Origin of the sequence: Sutcliffiella horikoshii (assembly GCF_019931755.1) — a bacterium.
In the GTDB taxonomy this organism is placed as follows: Bacteria; Bacillota; Bacilli; order Bacillales; family Bacillaceae_I; genus Sutcliffiella_A; species Sutcliffiella_A horikoshii_E.
The window spans coordinates 211,873-231,468 of record NZ_CP082918.1 but is presented as its reverse complement, the minus strand read 5'-3'; the positions used below and the strand labels follow the sequence as shown (position 1 = coordinate 231,468).

At 42.9% G+C, this 19,596-nt stretch carries 21 protein-coding genes; 3 read left to right on the top strand and 18 right to left on the bottom strand.

The features are described 5' to 3' along the window. Nucleotides 1-37: 37 nt before the first annotated feature. From K7887_RS01290 to K7887_RS01225, 14 genes are all read right to left on the bottom strand, one after another. Entirely contained in the window at nucleotides 38-679 is a 642-nt protein-coding gene (locus tag K7887_RS01290; protein ID WP_223491842.1) for a hypothetical protein, read from the bottom strand. Nucleotides 680-806: 127 nt separating this feature from the next. Then, on the bottom strand, nucleotides 807-1,832 hold the full coding sequence (locus K7887_RS01285) for a LysM peptidoglycan-binding domain-containing protein (RefSeq protein ID WP_223491841.1): 1,026 nt from the start codon (nucleotides 1,830-1,832) through the stop codon (nucleotides 807-809). Nucleotides 1,833-2,191: 359 nt separating this feature from the next. Next, nucleotides 2,192-3,487, bottom strand: a complete 1,296-nt coding sequence (locus K7887_RS01280) for a DUF4179 domain-containing protein (protein ID WP_223491840.1) — start codon at nucleotides 3,485-3,487, stop codon at nucleotides 2,192-2,194. Then, nucleotides 3,474-4,007, bottom strand: a complete 534-nt coding sequence (locus K7887_RS01275) for a sigma-70 family RNA polymerase sigma factor (RefSeq protein ID WP_223491839.1) — start codon at nucleotides 4,005-4,007, stop codon at nucleotides 3,474-3,476. The genes K7887_RS01280 and K7887_RS01275 overlap by 14 nt, the downstream gene beginning before the upstream one ends. A 371-nt stretch (nucleotides 4,008-4,378) precedes the next feature. After that, nucleotides 4,379-6,367, bottom strand: a complete 1,989-nt coding sequence (locus tag K7887_RS01270; RefSeq protein ID WP_223491838.1) for a methyl-accepting chemotaxis protein — start codon at nucleotides 6,365-6,367, stop codon at nucleotides 4,379-4,381. A gap of 103 nt (nucleotides 6,368-6,470) precedes the next feature. Next, nucleotides 6,471-6,884 (bottom strand): hypothetical protein, encoded by a 414-nt coding sequence (locus K7887_RS01265; RefSeq protein ID WP_223491837.1) that lies wholly within the window; start codon nucleotides 6,882-6,884, stop codon nucleotides 6,471-6,473. 4 nt (nucleotides 6,885-6,888) lie between these two features. Further along, nucleotides 6,889-7,104, bottom strand: coding sequence for a helix-turn-helix transcriptional regulator (locus K7887_RS01260; RefSeq protein WP_317849231.1), 216 nt, complete (start codon nucleotides 7,102-7,104; stop codon nucleotides 6,889-6,891). 98 nt (nucleotides 7,105-7,202) lie between these two features. After that, the gene (locus tag K7887_RS01255; protein WP_223491835.1) at nucleotides 7,203-8,306 is read right to left on the bottom strand and encodes an ABC transporter permease; all 1,104 of its coding nucleotides are present in this window, start codon (nucleotides 8,304-8,306) and stop codon (nucleotides 7,203-7,205) included. After that, nucleotides 8,307-9,569: an ABC transporter permease gene (locus K7887_RS01250; RefSeq protein ID WP_223491834.1), complete on the bottom strand. Its 1,263-nt coding sequence runs from the start codon at nucleotides 9,567-9,569 to the stop codon at nucleotides 8,307-8,309. 12 nt (nucleotides 9,570-9,581) lie between these two features. After that, nucleotides 9,582-10,514, bottom strand: coding sequence for an ABC transporter ATP-binding protein (locus K7887_RS01245; protein WP_223491833.1), 933 nt, complete (start codon nucleotides 10,512-10,514; stop codon nucleotides 9,582-9,584). 154 nt (nucleotides 10,515-10,668) lie between these two features. Next, a complete protein-coding gene (locus K7887_RS01240) occupies nucleotides 10,669-11,949 on the bottom strand; it encodes a DUF58 domain-containing protein (RefSeq protein WP_223491832.1) in 1,281 nt (426 codons plus the stop codon). A gap of 370 nt (nucleotides 11,950-12,319) precedes the next feature. Next, nucleotides 12,320-12,958, bottom strand: a complete 639-nt coding sequence (locus K7887_RS01235; protein ID WP_223491831.1) for a response regulator transcription factor — start codon at nucleotides 12,956-12,958, stop codon at nucleotides 12,320-12,322. Continuing rightward, the gene (locus tag K7887_RS01230) at nucleotides 12,959-14,092 is read right to left on the bottom strand and encodes a sensor histidine kinase (RefSeq protein ID WP_223491830.1); all 1,134 of its coding nucleotides are present in this window, start codon (nucleotides 14,090-14,092) and stop codon (nucleotides 12,959-12,961) included. 71 nt (nucleotides 14,093-14,163) lie between these two features. After that, entirely contained in the window at nucleotides 14,164-14,841 is a 678-nt protein-coding gene (locus tag K7887_RS01225; protein WP_223491829.1) for an AlkZ-related protein, read from the bottom strand. Nucleotides 14,842-15,052: 211 nt separating this feature from the next. Between K7887_RS01225 and K7887_RS01220 the strand changes: the two genes are divergently transcribed. The 3 genes from K7887_RS01220 to K7887_RS01210 are packed head-to-tail and all read left to right on the top strand — an operon-like array spanning nucleotide 15,053 to nucleotide 16,842. Then, nucleotides 15,053-15,385, top strand: a complete 333-nt coding sequence (locus K7887_RS01220) for a PadR family transcriptional regulator (protein ID WP_223491828.1) — start codon at nucleotides 15,053-15,055, stop codon at nucleotides 15,383-15,385. After that, complete coding sequence (locus K7887_RS01215) at nucleotides 15,382-16,062, top strand: DUF1129 family protein (protein ID WP_223491827.1); 681 nt, start codon at nucleotides 15,382-15,384, stop codon at nucleotides 16,060-16,062. Before K7887_RS01220 ends, K7887_RS01215 begins: the two co-directional genes overlap by 4 nt. 18 nt (nucleotides 16,063-16,080) lie before the next feature. Next, complete coding sequence (locus tag K7887_RS01210) at nucleotides 16,081-16,842, top strand: HAAS domain-containing protein (protein ID WP_223491826.1); 762 nt, start codon at nucleotides 16,081-16,083, stop codon at nucleotides 16,840-16,842. Nucleotides 16,843-16,881: 39 nt separating this feature from the next. Here K7887_RS01210 and K7887_RS01205 read toward each other — a convergent pair whose 3' ends face one another. The 4 genes from K7887_RS01205 to K7887_RS01190 form a co-directional block, all read right to left on the bottom strand. Continuing rightward, entirely contained in the window at nucleotides 16,882-17,331 is a 450-nt protein-coding gene (locus K7887_RS01205; RefSeq protein WP_223491825.1) for an SRPBCC family protein, read from the bottom strand. After that, nucleotides 17,328-17,675 carry a MerR family transcriptional regulator gene (locus K7887_RS01200; protein WP_223491824.1) on the bottom strand — a complete coding sequence of 116 codons (348 nt, stop codon included), beginning with the start codon at nucleotides 17,673-17,675 and terminating at the stop codon, nucleotides 17,328-17,330. The genes K7887_RS01205 and K7887_RS01200 overlap by 4 nt, the downstream gene beginning before the upstream one ends. 141 nt (nucleotides 17,676-17,816) lie before the next feature. After that, on the bottom strand, nucleotides 17,817-18,227 hold the full coding sequence (locus K7887_RS01195) for a hypothetical protein (RefSeq protein ID WP_223491823.1): 411 nt from the start codon (nucleotides 18,225-18,227) through the stop codon (nucleotides 17,817-17,819). 132 nt (nucleotides 18,228-18,359) lie between these two features. After that, complete coding sequence (locus tag K7887_RS01190; RefSeq protein WP_223491822.1) at nucleotides 18,360-19,526, bottom strand: FtsW/RodA/SpoVE family cell cycle protein; 1,167 nt, start codon at nucleotides 19,524-19,526, stop codon at nucleotides 18,360-18,362. Nucleotides 19,527-19,596 lie beyond the last annotated feature (70 nt).

Below are 19,596 nucleotides of genomic sequence, written 5' to 3'. Positions count from 1 at the left end.
TGGTAGCTAGAGTATTCTTTTTTAAACAAACGTTTGACTAAAGGATTCGCTGTTTTCCTTTGGTTTCTAAAATGACGTTGAAGTGACTATTAGATCCTGAAAAAGTCTGTTCCTTTTCTAGTTTTAGCTCTCGCTTCACGATAATTGGATTTTCATTATTTGCTGGAACGGTTAATTTGAAGGGACCGGCATTGTTCATATACTGAGGTCCTTCAAACCACTCTTCTTCATAGAAAGTGAGTTTAAATGATACATCTTCCTTACTATGATTTTTTAGATATAATTCGCATCGAGCCGTCATGGTTCTTTCATCTTTGGCTTCATAGATGCATGTGCTATTTTCTTTATCAAAAGATATCGCATCTAGGCCGGTGGCAAAGGTACTCTGGTATGCCTCCGCAAACTTTAATGGACCAAACGCAAAGAGAAGAACTGCCAATATGACGGCTCGTACCTTGTACTTTTTCAATGCAAGCACCAAGAAGACTAACCCCAGAAGAAGAATAGACACGGTAATCATTCCGACATACACGGGTCCTTCCACTGTTGTTATCGGGATAGATAAAACAGTGGTACGCTCTGGACCATAAGGGGAATGTAGTCTAAAAGGAACAGACATGATCATTGCGATTACAATTAATGATACAGAAACATATAAGAATGGCTTACTCTTTAACATGTTAGGTATTACCCGCTTTCTATTGCGTTCTCAGGTAAATATTTCTATATAAAAAGCTAAATACCTTTGTTTTTTTCCCCCGCAGCATAAGAAAAGGACCACCAAAAGTGATCCTCCCCTCCAAACTCTAATAACCAAACTCCTCATTAGCAAACACAAGATCTACTAAAACAGGACTGATCCCTTTTTTATAAATGATAGACAACTCAGCTCCTGAGATAATGTCATAATTGGGAGCGGTACCGTAGGCAACTCTCAGGACAACCGGCTCCTTCTCCCCTTCTATCAGAAACTCCACTGAATTGCGGTCTACCACTCCAGTTATAACAGCATTGGCTTTTATCATGCCGTCCGTTTGGATTTTCAACTCCTGACCGATCAGTACATATTCCGAAGACATGTGATTATCTTTCTTAATTTTATGTGCTGACATATTGAACTTTTTAGCGATGCCCCACAGCGTTTCCCCTGGTGCTACTGTGTAAAATGCCTTTGTCACTTTTTCCTGAGTCTTTTCCGCCGACTGATGATAAGAAGGTGGAATGATTAACTGTTGCCCTATGCGAATTGTATCCGTTGTGAGGTTGTTCTTCTTTTGGATGGAACCAACCGTTACATTGAATTTTTCACCAATAGAGAAGAGGGTATCCCCAGCTTTTACTTTATAAGAAGTTGTTGCACCTCCAACCTTCAGGACCTGTCCCACTTTGATCAAGTCCGTTTTAAGGTTATTTACTTGTTTAAGTTCCGTAACGGAAAGACCATATTTCTTCGCTATTGAAAATAGTGTATCTCCAGACGACACTTCATGGGTTGATTTCTTGTTTTCATCCACGTCTTTAGAACCAGTTTCACTCAGTTGCAAAATTTGGCCAACTTTTATGATGTCAGACTTTAGACCATTCAACTCTTTTAACTCCTTGACGGAGACCCCATACTTTTGAGCTAGTGAAAATAACGTTTCTCCAGGTTTTACTTGGTGTACTGCTTCATTCGCAAGCACTTCACCTCTGGCATTAACTGTGATAAACGCACTAACCGCAAGAGTTCCAGCTAGGACATAACTAACAATTTTTCTATCTCTCTTTCCCTTGTTGATCCTTTTTTGTGTCTCAATTCTCTCTTTACGAGACCTAATATTCTGACTTTCCACCATAATCCCCCTCGTTAACTACCAATATATTCTTCCGTTTGAAGTATTTTGTCGAAATCACAGAGATATTTCGTAAAGTAGTCACTAATTATTAGGGTGGGGTGAAAAGTAAGGAAAATAGTAATAATCATTGTATTTTAGTGGATTTTTATTGAGTAAATTTACTCAAATGACTGGAGTTTGTATTGTTTCTTGATTGCGGCTTATGTCACGAAGTTGAATTTGCGAGGATATCCATCCAAACGGACCATTTATCCATTGTAAAACAAATATATCAACCGTAAATTTTATATATCCATTGTATACACGGATATATCCATTGAAGCAAAAAAGCGGCTGAATCAGCAGCCGCTCATTTACTATTCTACCTCGATGGCCAGATCTTCAAAGAAATATTCCACTGGCTGATAGACAATATTTAAGTCTTCCTTCTTACCTTTTATATCAAAGTAAAGTTCAACGTAATTCCCTTTATCTCTATAGAACACATTCTTATACCTGTTAAAATTCTTATCTTCAATTTGGACGTTTTGACCGATTAGCTCAGTTGGGATACTCCCCTTATCCAATTTGACTACCAATCTATTCTCTTTATTCGTCATACTAACCAGCTGTATTGTTCCATTTTGGGAAGTTAAAACTGCCTCTTGCTTCAAAGGCTCAGTAATTACCCTATTGTAATCAATTACATACGGTATAACTTTAATCGAATCCACTTTGCGTAATGGCGCAAACTCAGAGTGTGATATATAACTCTTACCTTCTTCTTTCATCCGTTCAGCAAAGCCCCAATTACCGCTCTGTCTGTAATAGCGATTTGATATAAATGATCCATCAGGTTGTTCCCCCACCACAATCATTTCTAGCAACATATCTTCTGTTATGGTTTTTCTAATGTCATCAGGTAAATTAAAACTTGTGGTCAGTTCTAGCCTGGAGGCCGTTTCTTCTAGGAGAGAAACTCTGAATCTGCTACCTTCATGCTGTTTTTCAAGTCCAAGACCTCTTACGATTAATCCCGGTTCTTTTTCCACTTTGATTTGGAAATGCCATTCTGCTTGTAAATCATTGAATTTACTAAATTCAACATTCAATTCGATTGTACCGGTATCAGCGAGGTCTTCTGCATTAAAATCAAGTATGCCTCTATGGGTCTGATCGGCGGCTATATCCCAGTTTTGTGTGCCCGCACCAAGGTCTTTACCGTTAAATGACATGGTAGAGAACATCAGCCCTTTCTTCGCTTCCTCCGATTCCACTTCATACCCCACAGCAACACGGCTTTCATCAAAATATACCTCTTTTATCTTAAGTGTCATTCCATTCGACTTCTCTACCAAATCCAATGCGGTCGTTTTTCCTTCTATGGCAACCAGGTTGAAACCAGGGTCACCGTAGTGGGAGAGAATGCTATCTTTTGCAACTGATCCAGAAAGGTTTTCATCAGTATTCCAAAATGACTGTGCAAGCACGGCAATAATCCCGACCACTAATATCGCAGCAAAATTGACCTTCAACAATTGCAGCCTATTGGATTTTTTCCGTTTCCGTTTCTGCCCGATCTCCAACGCTTTCTGCACTCTTTGTTCCAACTCATTAGTCGGTACATATATCTCCTCAAACTCGGATGTGATTTCACGGCTAAGCTTCTCCATACTTCTCTCCTCCTTCTTCGAGTTCCGCTTTTACCTGAGCCAACGTCCTGTGTAACTGCGATTTGATCGTCCCTTCCGGCTTGTCAAAAATCTGCGCCAACTCCTTGATGGAGTAACCGTAAGTAAATCTCATCATCAATAAGCTCCGTTGTTCTGGTTTGAGTCTTTCCAGCACTTCTGCCAGGTCTAATTTATGTATGGACAGGTAGCTTTCTTTGACAGACTGTTCATGATGTTTCTCTATATCAAGGAAGGTAATCTTCTTCTTTCTTCGCAATTCATTGATAGCGGTGTTAATCAAAATTCTGGTCATCCATGTAGAAAAATATTGTGGATTTTCCAGTTTTGGGAACGCCTTGTATCCGTTGATGATCGCTTCTTGCACCACGTCCAATGCATCCTGTTCGTTTTTCACGTAGGCAAAGGCTATTTTATAAAGCTTTTCCTGCTCGTTTTTAATTAGGGACTCGAATGTCGGGCCACTTGCGGACGGTTTGAACCACGATTTTAATATTTTCACTATGTTGTGACCTCCTTTCCCTTATTAGACAAGCGACTTTTGGGAAACGTTCCATGAAATCCAGGGAAAGTTTGATGGGGTTATGGGTAAAGTGGCATGGATAGCGCCTTGGATAGTGCTAATCTCTTCATTGCACGGTGGATATCAAGAAATTTTAGAATATATCAAGAAAAAATGAATTATATCAAGAAAATCCACCAACATATCAAGAAATTTCAAGATATATCAAGAAATCTAGCAATATATCAAGAAAACACCACGGGCCGGCCAGCCAACCAGCCCCTCTGAACATCCGAACCTCCAAACCTGCCCCCATACAAAAAACCCCGGCCATCCACTTTCTCACCCGGCCGGGGTTCCCACAAAAAATCCTACAACTTAAACTTCTTAATCAACTCACTCAAATCCTCACTCATTGCAAGCAGCTCTTCAGCTGAGTAAGCGATGCTGCTGATTGCCTTCACTTGCTCGTCGGTCGATGCCGCAATTTCTTCTGTACCTGCAGCAGACTGCTCTGCAATGGCAGAGATGCTTTGGACGGAAGCGAGCACTTCTTCCTTCGAATCATTCATGGCATTCATGTTAGCCATGATGTCCTCAATGAATCCAATGATAGAGCGGATATTGGTCGCGATTTCTCCGAACGATTCGCCCGTGTCCGCGACAGCTAGGCTTTGCTCACCTGAGATCTTATTTGTTCTCTCCATCTCTTCCAAAATCACCTGGGACTCTTCCTGTATGCTCGAGATGGTTTCTTTAATGTGCTGGGTCGAGTCGGCGGTTTGTTCCGCTAGCTTTCTTACTTCCGTTGCCACCACCGCAAATCCACGGCCATGTTCGCCGGCACGAGCGGCTTCAATGCTTGCATTCAGCGCCAACAGATTTGTTTGATTGGAAATTTCGTTGATGGTATGCGTGATTTCCTCAATACTTTTAATCTTCTCCGTGAACTGAGTCATCAACCCGTTAAGGTTCATCACAATTTCCGTTGATTCATTTGTATGGCCTTGCAGCACACTAAGCTTTTGCACACCAGTTTCATTTGCTGAAATAATCTGCCCAGACAGCGCCTGAAGGTCATCTTGCTTGGACAATACATCCTCAATATTATCCGCCAGATTTTGGGTACGGGAACTTGTTCCCTCTAAATCGGTTGCCTGTTGGACTGCACCTTTTGACAGTTCCTCAATTGCGCGGTTCATCTCTTCGCTTGTTGCGGAAACTTCTTCTGTGACGGCACTCATATCTTCCACTGACGCCTTCACTTTTTGAGAAGAATCGGCAACAGTCCCAATCATCTCGCGCATGTTCCCAAGCATTGTTTTAAAGGAGGCTGCCAAAACGCCGATCTCGTCTTTGGAATGGACCTCAATGTCACCTGTCAGATCCCCTTCTGCTACTTTCGTAACTTCTGAATTCAACCTCAATATCGGCCTAGTAATATAACGTGCTAATAGTATGGTAGAGATACTTGCCACCACAATAGCGATCAGACCAACTATAACAATTGTTCTCAAAATGCCATTGGCCAATTGAAGCATGTCTTTTTCCAAGAATACTCCGCCTATTTTCCAGCCAGTTTCATCAACTGTGTTAAAAGCCAGCACCCTTTTCTCCCCATCATATGTATACCTTTGAACACCTTCCGTTTCTTCCTTGTAGATGTTATCGATGAACGGAAGGTCTTGATCTAATAGATTCTCCCCCGTCAAGGTAGGGTGCACCAATGCAACTCCATAATTGTCCAAAAGAATGCTATATCCACCATATCCAAGTTCTTTTTGTGCAACTAGCTCTTCCAAAGCGGTAATATTAATATCCGTTGCAAGCACTCCCTTTACAACTCCGTCTCCTGTTACCGCTTTTGCTAAAGTGATGACCGGTTCACCGGTACTTGAATCTGCATAGACATCTGTATAAATGACCTCACCAGGACTTTGCATGGCCTGTACATACCAAGTTCTAGTAGTCGGATCGAAATCTGATGGAAGATCCATGGCAGGTGAAGAATAGAACTCTTTCGCGGCAGTTGCCAAGTATAGGACCTGCATATCAGGGAAATTGCCTAATACCTTGTCAAACCCCTCTAACATAGTTGCTTCATTTGCCGAGGATCCTTCTACTAGAAAGTCATCAACTAAAGAGGTGCTCCCATAAGAACTAAGTATTTTAGAATAGTTATCTAGGTAAATATGAATGGTCTCTTCAAGATCTATCATCGCAGCTTCCGCATCTGCAACAACGTCATGATCTATTTTTTTCTTTGCTTGACTATATGTAACCGCGCCAACACTGGCAATGATCAAAAATATAAGTAACAAAAACGAAAAAACCAGTTTGCCTCGTATTGATTTGAACATGTATTTAAACTCCTTTATTTTTAACAGATAAACATTTTATCGACATAGTATGTTAAATGTTAAGAAATAAAGGAGAAGTCAGTATTTTCGAAAAAATACACAGTTAAAGTCGTGCCGTCACAAGCGCTCCCATTCCAACGACGATAAACAATATGCTCAGGTACACCGCAAGCATTCCTACTTCTACCGTTTCCACACCAAGGAGTGCTAGTGTCACAACAATCGCTGCGCTGCCTATGAACACGACATACAGGGCTCCCAAGAAATAGCGTTTCATCAATAGCATGCTGCGCTCATCAAATTCCGGTAATTTCGGCTTCCTCTTTTTACGGAAAAACATGATTAGGAGTACCAAAACAAGGCCTCCCAATGTACCTTGAAACATGGATAGTAGAAGGCTATAATCAAATACCCCTTCCTCCCTGCCGATTATATAGATTCCCAACGCTCCGCCAATCTGCATGCAGATTAAGATGACTACAAATGCCAACCAGAACCACTTCTTATTAGTCTTCATATCCCTACTCCCCCTCTTTTTTTTCGTCTAGATAAAACATTTCCTCAATCGGCACATCAAAGTAGGCAATCAGTTTGAGGGCCAATTCTAAGCTTGGGTTGTATTTATTTTTCTCAATGGCATTAACCGTTTGCCTGGTGATTTGCAGATCTTCGGCCATCTTGATTTGTGTGATTCCACGCTTTTGCCGAATTTCTTTAATATGATTGATTACTGCCACGGGCGTCCCCTCCATAAAAGGTAAAGATATCTTTACATATACTATAAACAAAAAAAGGAAATATGTAAAGATACCTTTACACACTCCCTTTAAAAAATTTACACCGTTGCTTTCCGTTCCATCAGATTCAATCCAATTCCCATAAAGAAGACACCCATGCAAAATAATACCGAAGCAGGCAGCAAAAATTGCGACAAGGACCAATCCAACAACGTTGCCCCCTTTAGCATTTCCATCCCGTAGGTCATCGGAATCAGCTTGGATATGGTGAGCAAAGCCTCTGACTGCACAATTTCAAGTGGCCAGTATGCCCCGCCGATCATGGCCATACTCACTGATATTAACGGGATGACAGCATCCAATTGCCTTGGATTGGTGGCAATCGCGCTGATCAGTATCCCGAGGGACACGATTGCAAACAAAAATGGTATGATCACAAGGAGAATCATTGGATATCCCCCTTTTAGGTCAACTCCCAATACAAAGTGAAAAACGGAGAATACTAAAGCCAGCTGCGCGTATCCAAGTAAAAAGCTGAAACTTACATGTCCCAAGTACAGCTGAACTTTTGTTAACGGAGACAATATCATCCTATTCCACATTCCATTTCTCTTCTGTTCCAAAATTGTACTTACGGTGTAGGTAACAGTGAAGATGACGAAGAAAAGCGAGAATCCGAATAAAGCCTGCAGAGAAGCATCATAAACAAATTCGCTTTCTTGAAAAGATTTTTCCGAAACAGCAAACAATCCGCTACTCTCTTCTACCTTTTCTCTTAATTCGTCTGAGGTTGCATTAAGTCTATCCGCTGCGTCGGAAAGTGTCCGCTCTGACTGCACCACGTTCGCTACATACGCCTCTATCAGGGTGGTGTTAGGAGTGGTGGCACTAAGATAAAGCTTGTAGCTGTCCCTCTCCAATTGTAACCCCATATCGATGGTGCCTTTTTCGAGTTTTTCTTTAACGGCGGTTTCTTTTTCGGCAACAAAAACGGTATTCTCCGCTTTGGTATTTAATGACTCAATTATTCCTGCTTGTTCTGCCTCTGTAAGGTTTGTTGAAAATACAGGGACCTCTACTGGTTCCGCTTGATTTACCTGCCCGAGCGCGAGGGCGAATACAAACGTCAGTACAATCATTCCGATCACCGCATATGGCTGTCTTCTAAAATATTGTAAATGGTTGATTAGTATGGCCCTCATTTAAATCAACCTCCTTTTCGGAAAAATAGGAATGGCTATCAGGAGGAGGGCGATACTCACCACTGCCAAGCGGAAAAGGTTACCCGTAATAGCTGCAAGCTCTCCGCCACTTAATATTTTGAGATAACCTTGAAGGGCAGCACCATTTGGAGTGTATGAGGCAATCGTAAACATCGTGTCGGAAACTTCATTCCAAGGCACAAAGCTTCCACCCAAGAATGCAAACACACTAACAAGGAATCCGGAAAACATCGTGGATACCCGTTGCGTTTCAAAGCGGTAATTCAAGGCAGTAATCAATACAGCCATGGAGCCGATCACAAAACTGAAAAAGAGTGTGATCAACAGGAAAGAAACCAAATCCGGCCAATTCACCTGATAAATCAAAGCGGCCAAACCGTATAAAGCACACAATTGAAGGAAGCAAATCAGTACCGCTGAAAACCACTTACTTGACGCGTACATCCAAGGGTTTGTATTGGTAAGCAGGATGCGGTCATACACAAATGTGGCTTTTTCATAATAAGCATAGCCAGCGACAAAGGACACAACATATAACGCAAACATCGTGCTCATCCCCACAGCAAAATAACCAAAGGAATCCACAGGCACCTTTCCGTCCACTGTTACTGTTTCACCTGTCACATCTGCTACATTCTCGAAAATAGGGAAGTCCTGATTTGTTTGTTGGGCCTCTCGCGTCAACACCGTTTGCAGACGCATCTGATCGGTAAAATTCTCTACCACATCTGAGATGATATTTGCTTCCAATCCCTTCCCCTCGTTCAAGTAGAGCTCTAATTCTTTTGTTGTTTCCTCGTTGAAAAATTGACTTTTCCACGTTTCAAAACGAAGACCTTCCGGGAATTGCAGAACTCCGGCGTTTGCGTCATTGTCTAGAGTCGCTTCCAGGTCTGTTTCTACTTTTACTTTTAACAAATCTTGAAGTTCCTCTTTCATGACTGTATCCACGAGCAACTCAGGCAAGGAAGTTTGTTCGGCAGCTTCAAGGATCGGCTTTCTGGCTTGGTCAGGAATGTTTTCGGATTTCATCCATTTGTCGAATTGCGCTAACTCGGCAGTGAGGTCGCCTTGGTCAATGACTGCAACCTGCGCATTGAGAGTAATGTTCTCGTCAGAGTTCCCTCCTAACGCAAACCCAAGAATCGTAATTAACACAAACGGCATCGCAAGCAAGATCAGAACTTCTTTTTTATCCCGCAGCAAGTGGAGGAGGTCTTTTTTGATAAACGCACTTAACACGTTGACATCCCCCTAATCACGAAGCTTGCGACCGGTCAGATGCAAAAAGACATCCTCAAGTGTCGGCGCTTTTATTTGTATTCCTTTTAGCGGACTGTCTGTTTGCTTTGCCGCATCAAAGACATCTTCTAACAGGTTAATCTTCTTTGGAGCAAGCAAGATAATTTTCTTATCAAGCGTAGTGACAGATGAAATGGCCGGGATGCCCTCGAGCTTTTCGATAAAAGCCGGGTTGATCTTTTCCACTTCGACCTCGATGGTATGTTCAGAGGAAAGAATATTTTTCACTTCATCCTTTGTCCCGGAGGCGATCACTTCGCCGCGGTCCATGATATAGAGGCGCTGACAAAGAAACTCCACTTCCTCCATGTAATGACTTGTGTAGAGAACCGTAATCCCCTTTTCTTCGTTTAGTTTTTTCACCGTTTCCAGGATGTAATTTCTTGATTGCGGATCAATTCCGACAGTCGGTTCATCCATGATTAGAATCTCCGGTCTGTGAAGCAGTGCCACTGCAATATTGAGTCGACGTTTCATCCCTCCGGAAAATTGCTTTACCGGTTCTTTTTGACGCTGCTCAAGGCCGACCAACGTCAAGACTTCTTCTATTCTCTGTTTTAATTCGTTTCTTGGCAGTTTGTAAATCTTCCCGAAAAAGCTCATATTTTCATAGGCAGTCAGTTCCGGAAATACCGCGATCTCCTGCGGCACGACACCCAAGATTTCTCTGAGGTGCTGCGGCTGATCTTTGACACTTTCCCCTTTGAGGAGCACATCCCCGCTTGTCGGACTTACGAGGGAGGAAAGCATGGAAATGGTAGTGGACTTGCCGGCACCGTTTGGCCCAAGCAGTCCCACCGTTTCCCCTTTTTCTAAGTATAAGTTGACGCCTTTAACGGCTTGCGTGTTTTTGAATGTTTTGGTCAGTTGAATGGCTTCTAGCATGTTCGTGGCCCCCTTTGTTACTTCTACTATACTATCGGTTAGGGGAAAGTTAACCTGAAGAAGGTCATAAGTTTGCGGGGGGCGGGGTGACTTTAGTCACTTTTGATGTTGTGGGGGGGTAGACGCCAAAAAAGCCCGAATAAAATCTCGAGCTTTAAGCATGCTTCATAAAAGTCTCCCGGTGCTTCATACCTTTCCGCAACTTCACCAACTTCACACCATCTCCCACAGTCTCCAAAACAAACCCCTCCGTGGAAGCAGGTAAATTCCACGTCTCCATCACCGCTTGCTCTGCACATGCAATCACGTAAGGATGCCTTAATGCATGCTGGTGTAGAATCTGTCCGAATGTCATGGAAGGAATCATCACGTTCTCCACCTTGATCCGAGCCAAAAGCATCATTCCAGCATACAGTTGTTGCTTGCCTTCCCCTGAATTCATCACGATATACGATGGATTCCCGAGTTTCTTAATATTCACCAGAATCGAAAAGGAGATATTTTGCTTAGTGGCATAGTGTAGGAGAAACGCAATACCACGCATTTTTTCCTCAAAACTGCTAGAACTGATATCAATGACAAATAACCACGATAATTGGGTTGTCCGTTCGTACACTTTGGACTGGAGGCTGTTCATTCTGGCAGTGGCCTTCCAATGAATGCCACCAAAAGGATCCCCGGTCACATAATCCCTTGTGCCTAGCACTCTACTTTTCTCTTCAAACAGGGAACTTCTACTCGGTTGCTCTCCCTGCTTTTTTGGGAAGATTTTCTCAAGCCCCGCAACTTTCTTCCTTCTCGGATAGACGATGACCTCAAACTGCATTTTGTCTCTTGTCTGAAGGTATACTTTTCCCCAACCAAAGAAAGACTCGATTTCCATGTCGAACAGGTGGAGCTGGGCCACTCCTCTCTTAACAGCCGTAAAAGGAAGTACGACCTCCCATTGACTTCGACCAACCTGATGAAAGTTAAAATGTAACTGGTTCATATGTATTAGCTCTTCTCCATGTTGAAACAGTATGTTTTTGTCCGTTCCCACTCTTAGCCTTCCGAAAAATATCGGAAGCAAACTGTTGTGGGTAATTCTAAGTCTTAACACCCCCTCATCTTCAGTAAACAGCTTCAACCGCTCCTCTATTATGTGAATCTCAAGCTTTTTGGACACATAGGTGAGATAAAAGAAGTTCCCCCACATGTAGGCTAATATTGCGAAAAAAAGGAAAATTAACGGAGTGGACCCTAAAAATATGGATGCAGACAGAAGAAGAAAGAGAACGGCATTCATAAACCGAAGCCCTCTTTCGTTCTCTATTTGGTGTACCCAGCCACTCCATTCGTCATTTGAATAGATTTCGGACTTCTTACCCCTGACTCGTTGCTTTATTCGTTGAAACCGCGTTTTCATATGCAAATCATATTGGTTTGGATCCATTTATCGTCCTCCTTCTTTTGGGTTCGGGGTGACATAAGGTTTTTGGGGGACAAGTGCCTTTGGTTCGGGGTGAATGGAGCACTCTATTAGACTGAACGTGCAGGGTTACTTCCGTTTCGGGCGTATAAAGCCCCTCTATTTGACCGAACACCCGGTTTCACTTCCGCTTCGGGCGTATAGAACCCTTCTATTTGACCGAACTCCCACTTTCCCGTCCGCTTCGGGCGTATAGAGCCCTTCTATTTGACCGAACTCCCGGTTTCACTTCTGCTTCGGGCGTATAGAGCCCCTCTATTTGACCGAACGCTTCATTTTTAATGCCCTTCAGGTCTATAGGTGGATGATATTGGAAAACAACTATAATGCCCACCTACACAACCCCATTCCTTATAGCAAAAATAGCAAGCTGCGTCCGATCCCTCAGCCCAAGCTTTTGCAAAATAACCGTCACATGGTTCTTCACCGTTCCAATAGAAAGATGCAAGGCTTCTGCAATCTCCTGGTTATTTTTCCCCTCACCAACAAGCTGTAAAATAGACCGCTCTCGGCTGGTCAACTCGACCATCTCCAAACTAGAGGGCTCTGGCGACTGGTTAATCAACCTCGGCACCACCTTCCCCGCTACAGAGGCATCGATGGAAATCCCTCCATTCAAACAGCTCTCGATCGAGGACAAAAGGCTCGCCGCATCAGCATCCTTCAATAGATAGCCTAATGCCCCAAGCTTCAACGCCTCCATTGCGTACTCATCATCTGCAAAAGTGGTCAGTATCAACACCTTCGCTTTCGGGTCACGCTGCCTGATTACCTTTGTAGCTTCAATCCCCGTCATCACTGGCATCCGTACATCCATCAGCACCAAATCCACCAGATGTTTCTCATAAGCATCCACCGCATCCTTCCCATTTGCGACCTCGGCCACAACCCGAAACGAAGGATGCTGTTCAATCATCATTTTTATTCCTTGCCGAACCAACGCCTGGTCCTCCGCTAGCAATATATTAATCACTTAATATGTAACTCCCTTCAAAGGGAAAATTCCCTTCACTGTAAAATATCCCTCGGTGACTTCCCGCTCCATCCGTCCGTTCAGACCTTCCATTCGCTTCCGCATATTTTGCAGTCCGAATCCTTCTTCCACAGGAATTGTAACTTCCGTTTTATTTTCCACCTTCACCTGAAAGCTGTGCTCCCCGATGATCTCAAGCGTAATGGAGATTTCCTTCGAGCTACCGTGCCTCATGGCATTCGTAATTCCCTCCTGTACGAAACGATACAAGGCAATATTATGCTCGTTGCTTAAAGGCTGCGATAGCACGCCCGTTTTAGTAGTCAACTGTACCCTCATCTGACTTTCCGCTTCTAATTTTCTGATCAAATGAATCACTGATGAGATTCCCTGCTCCTCTTCACCCTGCAAGGCCTTCACTGCTTTTCGCATCCCATCAAGGCTTTCCCGGGCCAACTGTTTGGACTGCTTCACAATGGAAGCGACCTTCTCTTCCCCTGCCGCTTGCTCCGCCACTGCCAGCTGCATCATGAGTGCTGTCAACTGGTGCCCCACAGAATCATGAATATCTCTAGCAATCCGGTTCCGCTCCTCGACTCTGGCAACCTCCTCATTTTCAAGAACCTGCCTTTTTAGGACACGATACTCCACCAACAAGCTTTTCCACTCTCGATCAAACTTTTCATTATCACGGTAGTACCGATGGATAAGCGCCCCCACCCCGGCCAACATGATGAAAAGAAATAAATGATAGAAAAATAGATCAGAAACCGCAAGAGTGCCAAAGGAGACCGTAATTGGCAAGAGCACAGCCATTGTCGTAAGTACTGCCTGCTTGGTAGCGGAAGATTGCATTCCATCCAGCAATAAAAAATAGACCAACAGCCAAGGCAACACATCAAAAGGCGTCAGGATAAAGTGTTGCACCAATACCACCGCACCACTTGCCAATAAATACGCCACCCACTTCGCTTTCCAAATAGGCATGGAAAAATAAAGCCCCAAATACAATCCCGCAGCCAAAAGATAGACAGCCAACAGCGTGCCTGTTAACGAATAGTAGAACGGCATAATTAAAAGAATCGCGCACACAAAACAAAGTTTTATCCAAAGTAAACTAATCCTGCTATCCATAAAACATTCCCGCCTTTATTTTATGTGAATTCTTGTTGTTCCATGAACTTTCCTTTTGAACAAACGTTTGACTAAAAAACTCTCTTCAACTTCTTCATCGTCGCTTCTGATGTAAAACTTTCAAAATGATTCATCAGATTTTCGGTTGCCTCTTCTTTTTTCAATTCCAACACTTTAATTTGATTTTTGTCACACCAATGCTTCATCGTTTCATAAGACGTACTGCTCCACCCATTCTTTTCGCCATTTTCGTCCTGCTTTTCTTTTGTTCCCGATACCACAATATCAAGATTTCCTTGCAGCTCCAGTAATGCCTGATCGAAAGCTTTCTTCTTTTCTTTTTCCTTCATTCCAGCTTTTGCTCGCAGTACTCTCGTATCAATTCCTTGGTTCTCCGAAATGAGAGTGAAAAGGGTTAAAGCTTCACGGGATACTTCTCCTTTTTCATATCGCTTCTCCATGGTTTCTTGACTTGCAAGTGCAGCAAGCATCAGCGGAAGTAGGTCCTTGGAGATGAACACCGCTTTTTTCTTAATGAATTTTCCATAAGCCGCCACCCCATCTGCTGCAAATTGCGTCCTCCAAATCCACGGATCTTGCTCGGTGTCGGAATGCCATGCCTCTTTCGGCGTAATGCCTCCAAGCGATGGATAATCGTCGAATAACGGCGCAAGCGGAAGCAAGCCCACTTCTTTAATTACAGCTATCGCCTCTTCATATGTATGGATGATGCTAGTTTTTGTAGTCAATGTAATCCTCTCCTTATATTTTAGAAATTCTACATCCACCGCAGAGAGTCCTTTAAAAATTTTCCAAATATACCTTGCATTACAAGATAGCTACGCATATAATAAGAGTATCATGTAATACAAGATAGCCGCAGCACTTTGACCTATTACCTTGTTATGCAAGATACCAAACTAAAATTACCTTTTACCACAACTCAAAGTAGGTGAACACATGGCAGCAAGAAGCCAGCTATTAAAAGGAATCCTCGATGCCTGCGTGATGGCAATTGTCGAGGAGAAAGCAGTCTATGGGTACGAACTTTCCCAGCAGCTGCAAAAAGTCGGGTTACTGGACATCAGTGAAGGCACCATCTATCCGGTACTGCTCCGACTTCAAAAGAACGGATTCATCATAGGCGAAATGCGTCCTTCCGCATCCGGACCGAACCGAAAGTACTATTTCCTAACAGACTCCGGAAGAGAAGAACTTGAACGAATCTCAAGCGAATGGATGCTGATCGCAAGTCCTGTAAGTCAATTATTGCAAAGAGGGGAAAACAGATGAGAGATACGAAAAGATTGATTGAAGAGAATAATGAAAAACGGAAGCTATTAAGTGATGATAATTTGAAGTTGTATGAGGATTTTCTATTATATATTCGTACGGATTTAAGAGTGGCGGAACATGAAAGCGAGGAATTACTGATGGACCTCCTCGACCATATGTTAGAAGCGCAACATGAAGGACGATCTGGAACTGAGCTACTAGGGTCAGACCCCAAAGCTTATGCAGATGAACTGATTGAAGGGCTGCCTAAAGATAAAAAGCGAGATGTGATTCCTTTCATAAGCACCCAGGTCAGTAATTCCTTAGGGTGGTTCGCTCTCGTGCTATCCATTGTTCATTTCATAATGCCTTTCTTTACTGAGATAAAAGCACCTTCTCCTATAGGTAATTTAATCGTATTAGCTTTGGCTGTTCTAGGTGTTTCTGCTCTAGGAGTAAAAGTAATCTTCACCTTAGTTCGTTCGAGCCTTTTCAGTGAAAAGAAATCAGCTAAACGCGCCTATTTAAAAGCTGGCCTTTTTGGTGGAGGTTCCTTCGCGCTGATTTTATTGTTCTCCTGGCTTGTTCCTGATTTCGGCCCAAGAATTTTGATAGAATGGTGGATTTACCTGATTATCGCGCTCATTCTACTTGCCACAGGGAAATTGATTCAGCGCGCATACCAAACCCATTAACCGAAAGGAGCAAACCAAATGAACCAATTACCTTTATCTAAAAAGAGCCAGACATTTATAGAAAACCTACGAATCTACCTATTTTCATGTGGCAAAAAGACAAATGAAATTGATGAGATAACCGATGAGCTAGAAGTGCATCTATACGAGGCAGAAAAAGAGAATAAGAGTGTCGAGCATATCATCGGAAGCTCACCGAAAGAATACATGGAGCAGATCTCCGGAGAAATGTCTTTTGATGTACGTGGCTGGGCTAAATATGTTCCCATCATCATTCTTGGGGCATTTTCCGGCATCGTTCTGAAGGACATCGTTTTTGGCGGATTTCAATACTCGCTGGTCGAGCTAATTGGTTACCCGCTAGTATGCATTGTTCTGCTTCTTGCCTATATGTGGACATTCAGGCATATTTCCAGCCATAACTTTTCCAAGGCTAAAGAATTCTTTTTCTTATACTTGGTGAGTTTTTTATCAATTGCCATGTTTGTAGGGTTAATGTTCCTGCCAAATTATATCGAGTCACCAATTATTATGCACGGCTATTACGGCAACCTGATTGTCGCAAGTATGGCCATCTCGTTTTTAATTGGAATTTCCATTTGGAGTAAAACGATTGTTTCCATCGTGCTTCCCATCTTCTACATTGTTCCGGAATACTTGGTAGGCTTTACCGACTTATCGGTAGGCAACCAACTATGGATCAGCAGTCTTATCATGTATGCATTAATCGGGGCTTATTTATTCTTCGAGATGAAGAGGACATCCACCTCTGCAAAATAAAACTGGAGCTGCGCGTTTTTAATAGCGTCAGCTCCCATTCTATTTCATCGATTCCGTTTCTACTCGGTCCATGTACTCCTGCACAACTTTGTTGTTGCTCTTCTCGCTGCCAAGCTTCAGCATCGCCCGCCCCACAAAATTAACACCTTTATTATGCCCAGCATAAATGAAGCGTGTATGCGTCTCATCAACCTTTTCCAGCGTAAAAGACAAATTGATTTCAAATGCCTTTCCGAGTACAAAAGCTATTTGTTTATGTTTCCTGTCAGGCTTGTCCTCATAAGCCAGCGTCTCCACGATATACGTTTCCACCCGCTTGCCTTCTCGATATGTTTGCTGGTGTTTTGCACCCACCTCTGTTTCTGTTTTTTCTATTAGCGTATGTTCCTCCACTTTCGGCATGGTCCTTTTGATATTCTTGTCGAGGAAGAGTTCCCATACTTTTTCAATAGGAACAGGTAGCACTCGTTCTTCTTGCCATTGAATCATTGTTCTTTTGTCTCCTTTCCTGACGCCAAGAAAGCATCGATTTCTTCTGTTTTTTGTTGCAACTCCACCATTTGGAGTCGTATCGTTTCTTTCTTTTGAATGAGTAAGTCTTCTAGGTGTGCAAACGATTCATCCTCCATCACCGAAATCATCTCTTGGATGGTGAACCCGAAGCTCCTCAGTTTCACTAAAAGTAAGGCCAGAAAATAACTGCCATCATCGTAATATCGGTAGTTATTTTTCGGGTCGATATAGGCAGGCTCGATCAGCTTCACTTCCGCATAATAGCGCAGGGTCTCCTTGCTGAGCCCGGTCATCTCGGAAAATTCACTGACTTTGTACATTTCTTGCCCTCCTTTGTTTAGTTTAAACTGTGTGGTGCACCACATGGTCAATGGGGAATTTTAATTAACCTAGTTTCCAAAACCCCTCTTTTTAAAAAAACACCTAAGTGCAGCAACTAGCGCTTCCTTAGGTGTTCCTCATTACTCCTGGCCTTTCAACTCCACCAAGGTATACTCCTCAGTATCTAAATCATATTCAAAAGAAATTGTATATTCTTTTCCGACCTCAAACTGGTCGCAGAATGCTTCTGCATCCTTTTCGGTCGCTGCTTCATAATGATAAGTAAGCCCATTATAATCTGTTTCGGTAACCGAACAACGATAAGCACCGTTCTCAGCTTCCGTCACTGCCACACTTTCTACCGTAATTTGATCTTCACCAGATGCAGAAGGGAAATACGTGTACATCACAAACGTCGTAATGAGCAGCACTGTCCCAACCACAAGCGAAATGCGCCCTTTTTTCTTTTCAGATCTGACCAGCGTCGTGAATACCCCGAATCCGATTAGACCAAAGCTAATCGCAAATAATACTAAACCAAATATATACATCTCTGAACCCCCGTTTCTGTTCTCTACTTCCCATTATATATCAGACAACCCGTATCATTCATACTTTTTCAAGTTAATCCTCATCATACAAAGATCCCCTACCACTCTAAGCAGTAAGGGATCCAAATCCAATCATTCAAAAAAATACTTCCTAGTCCTAATCTGAACATTCAACACAATCCCGACCGCAATCATATACGTCAGAAGCGAACTCCCTCCGTAGCTGAAAAACGGCAGTGGAATTCCTGTAATAGGAAGCAACCCAATGGTCATGCCGATATTTTGGAACACTTGGAAGGTCAGCATGCCGATAACTCCTGCGCAAAGGTAAGTACCGTACGTATCATGGCATTCCATGGCAATGAAGGTGATTTTATAAATAAGGAAGAAAAACAACGATATAACAACCGTTGCGCCCATAAAGCCGAACTGGCTGGCGATGGCGGCAAAGATAAAGTCTGTGTGTGCTTCCGGCAGGTAGACGTTCATCTCGCCGTAACCTGAACCTGTGTACTCCCCAGATCCGATGGCAAGCAGGGACCGTACGAGCTGGAAGCCTTGGACGTCCTGGTATTCATAAGGGTTCAACCAGCCGTAGAAACGGTCCAGTTGATATTCAGGGATTAGGTAGGTATGGAAAAACGTTGGGTGTGCAATGAAAATATATAAGAATAGTGCAATGAAACCTATCGCAGCGCCTACGAGCGAGAGGATGATGCTCCACTTGATCCCCGACACAAGAATCATGGCAGCAATGATTGCACAATAAACAAGCGTCGTACCCATATCCGGCTGTTTCGCTACAAGGAATAACGGAATGCTGGAGGCTGCGATTATTTTCCCAAGTAGCAAATAACTGTCGCGCAAAGTTGCTACTTCATATTGGGCACGGTGGTCGGCAATAATTTTACTCAAGACTAATATGATGGAAATCTTCATCAATTCCGATGGTTGGATATTACCAAGGCCTGGAAGCGTGTACCAACTTGTTGCCCCTTTTATGGTACTGACAAAGGATGATGGGACGTTAAACTCCAGCCCGAGTAACAGTACGACTCCCATGCCGTATGTAATCCAAGCCAGGTTCCGTAAGTAGTCAAAATGTATTAGCAATGATATCCCGATACCAATGGCTCCTACAACGAACCACATCAGCTGCTTTTGCATGAAATTTATGTTTTGCAGGACGGGCGGTAACGTGGGCTCTACACTCTTTAATGCAAAAAGACTTGCTACTACCATAATCCCCATAAGAAAAATCAACGTGGTATCCAACTGAGGTTTATAGTCTTTTTCCACTGTTTTCTCTCCTATCTCTACTTAAACTTTTTCTTTTTAGGTTGTTTATATTATTATTTAAATTAATGAT

What these genes read in the sequence shown, in the direction of transcription:
- K7887_RS01195 (WP_223491823.1), bottom strand. Translation starts at nt 18,227, where the DNA reads ATGTATATATTTGGTTTAGTATTATTTGCGATTAGCTTTGGTCTAATC.
- K7887_RS01270 (WP_223491838.1), bottom strand. Translation starts at nt 6,367, where the DNA reads ATGTTCAAATCAATACGAGGCAAACTGGTTTTTTCGTTTTTGTTACTT.
- K7887_RS01220 (WP_223491828.1), top strand. Translation starts at nt 15,053, where the DNA reads ATGGCAGCAAGAAGCCAGCTATTAAAAGGAATCCTCGATGCCTGCGTG.
- K7887_RS01245 (WP_223491833.1), bottom strand. Translation starts at nt 10,514, where the DNA reads ATGCTAGAAGCCATTCAACTGACCAAAACATTCAAAAACACGCAAGCC.
- K7887_RS01215 (WP_223491827.1), top strand. Translation starts at nt 15,382, where the DNA reads ATGAGAGATACGAAAAGATTGATTGAAGAGAATAATGAAAAACGGAAG.
- K7887_RS01210 (WP_223491826.1), top strand. Translation starts at nt 16,081, where the DNA reads ATGAACCAATTACCTTTATCTAAAAAGAGCCAGACATTTATAGAAAAC.
- K7887_RS01290 (WP_223491842.1), bottom strand. Translation starts at nt 679, where the DNA reads ATGTTAAAGAGTAAGCCATTCTTATATGTTTCTGTATCATTAATTGTA.
- K7887_RS01240 (WP_223491832.1), bottom strand. Translation starts at nt 11,949, where the DNA reads ATGGATCCAAACCAATATGATTTGCATATGAAAACGCGGTTTCAACGA.
- K7887_RS01280 (WP_223491840.1), bottom strand. Translation starts at nt 3,487, where the DNA reads ATGGAGAAGCTTAGCCGTGAAATCACATCCGAGTTTGAGGAGATATAT.
- K7887_RS01230 (WP_223491830.1), bottom strand. Translation starts at nt 14,092, where the DNA reads ATGGATAGCAGGATTAGTTTACTTTGGATAAAACTTTGTTTTGTGTGC.
- K7887_RS01200 (WP_223491824.1), bottom strand. Translation starts at nt 17,675, where the DNA reads ATGTACAAAGTCAGTGAATTTTCCGAGATGACCGGGCTCAGCAAGGAG.
- K7887_RS01205 (WP_223491825.1), bottom strand. Translation starts at nt 17,331, where the DNA reads ATGATTCAATGGCAAGAAGAACGAGTGCTACCTGTTCCTATTGAAAAA.
- K7887_RS01255 (WP_223491835.1), bottom strand. Translation starts at nt 8,306, where the DNA reads ATGAGGGCCATACTAATCAACCATTTACAATATTTTAGAAGACAGCCA.
- K7887_RS01265 (WP_223491837.1), bottom strand. Translation starts at nt 6,884, where the DNA reads ATGAAGACTAATAAGAAGTGGTTCTGGTTGGCATTTGTAGTCATCTTA.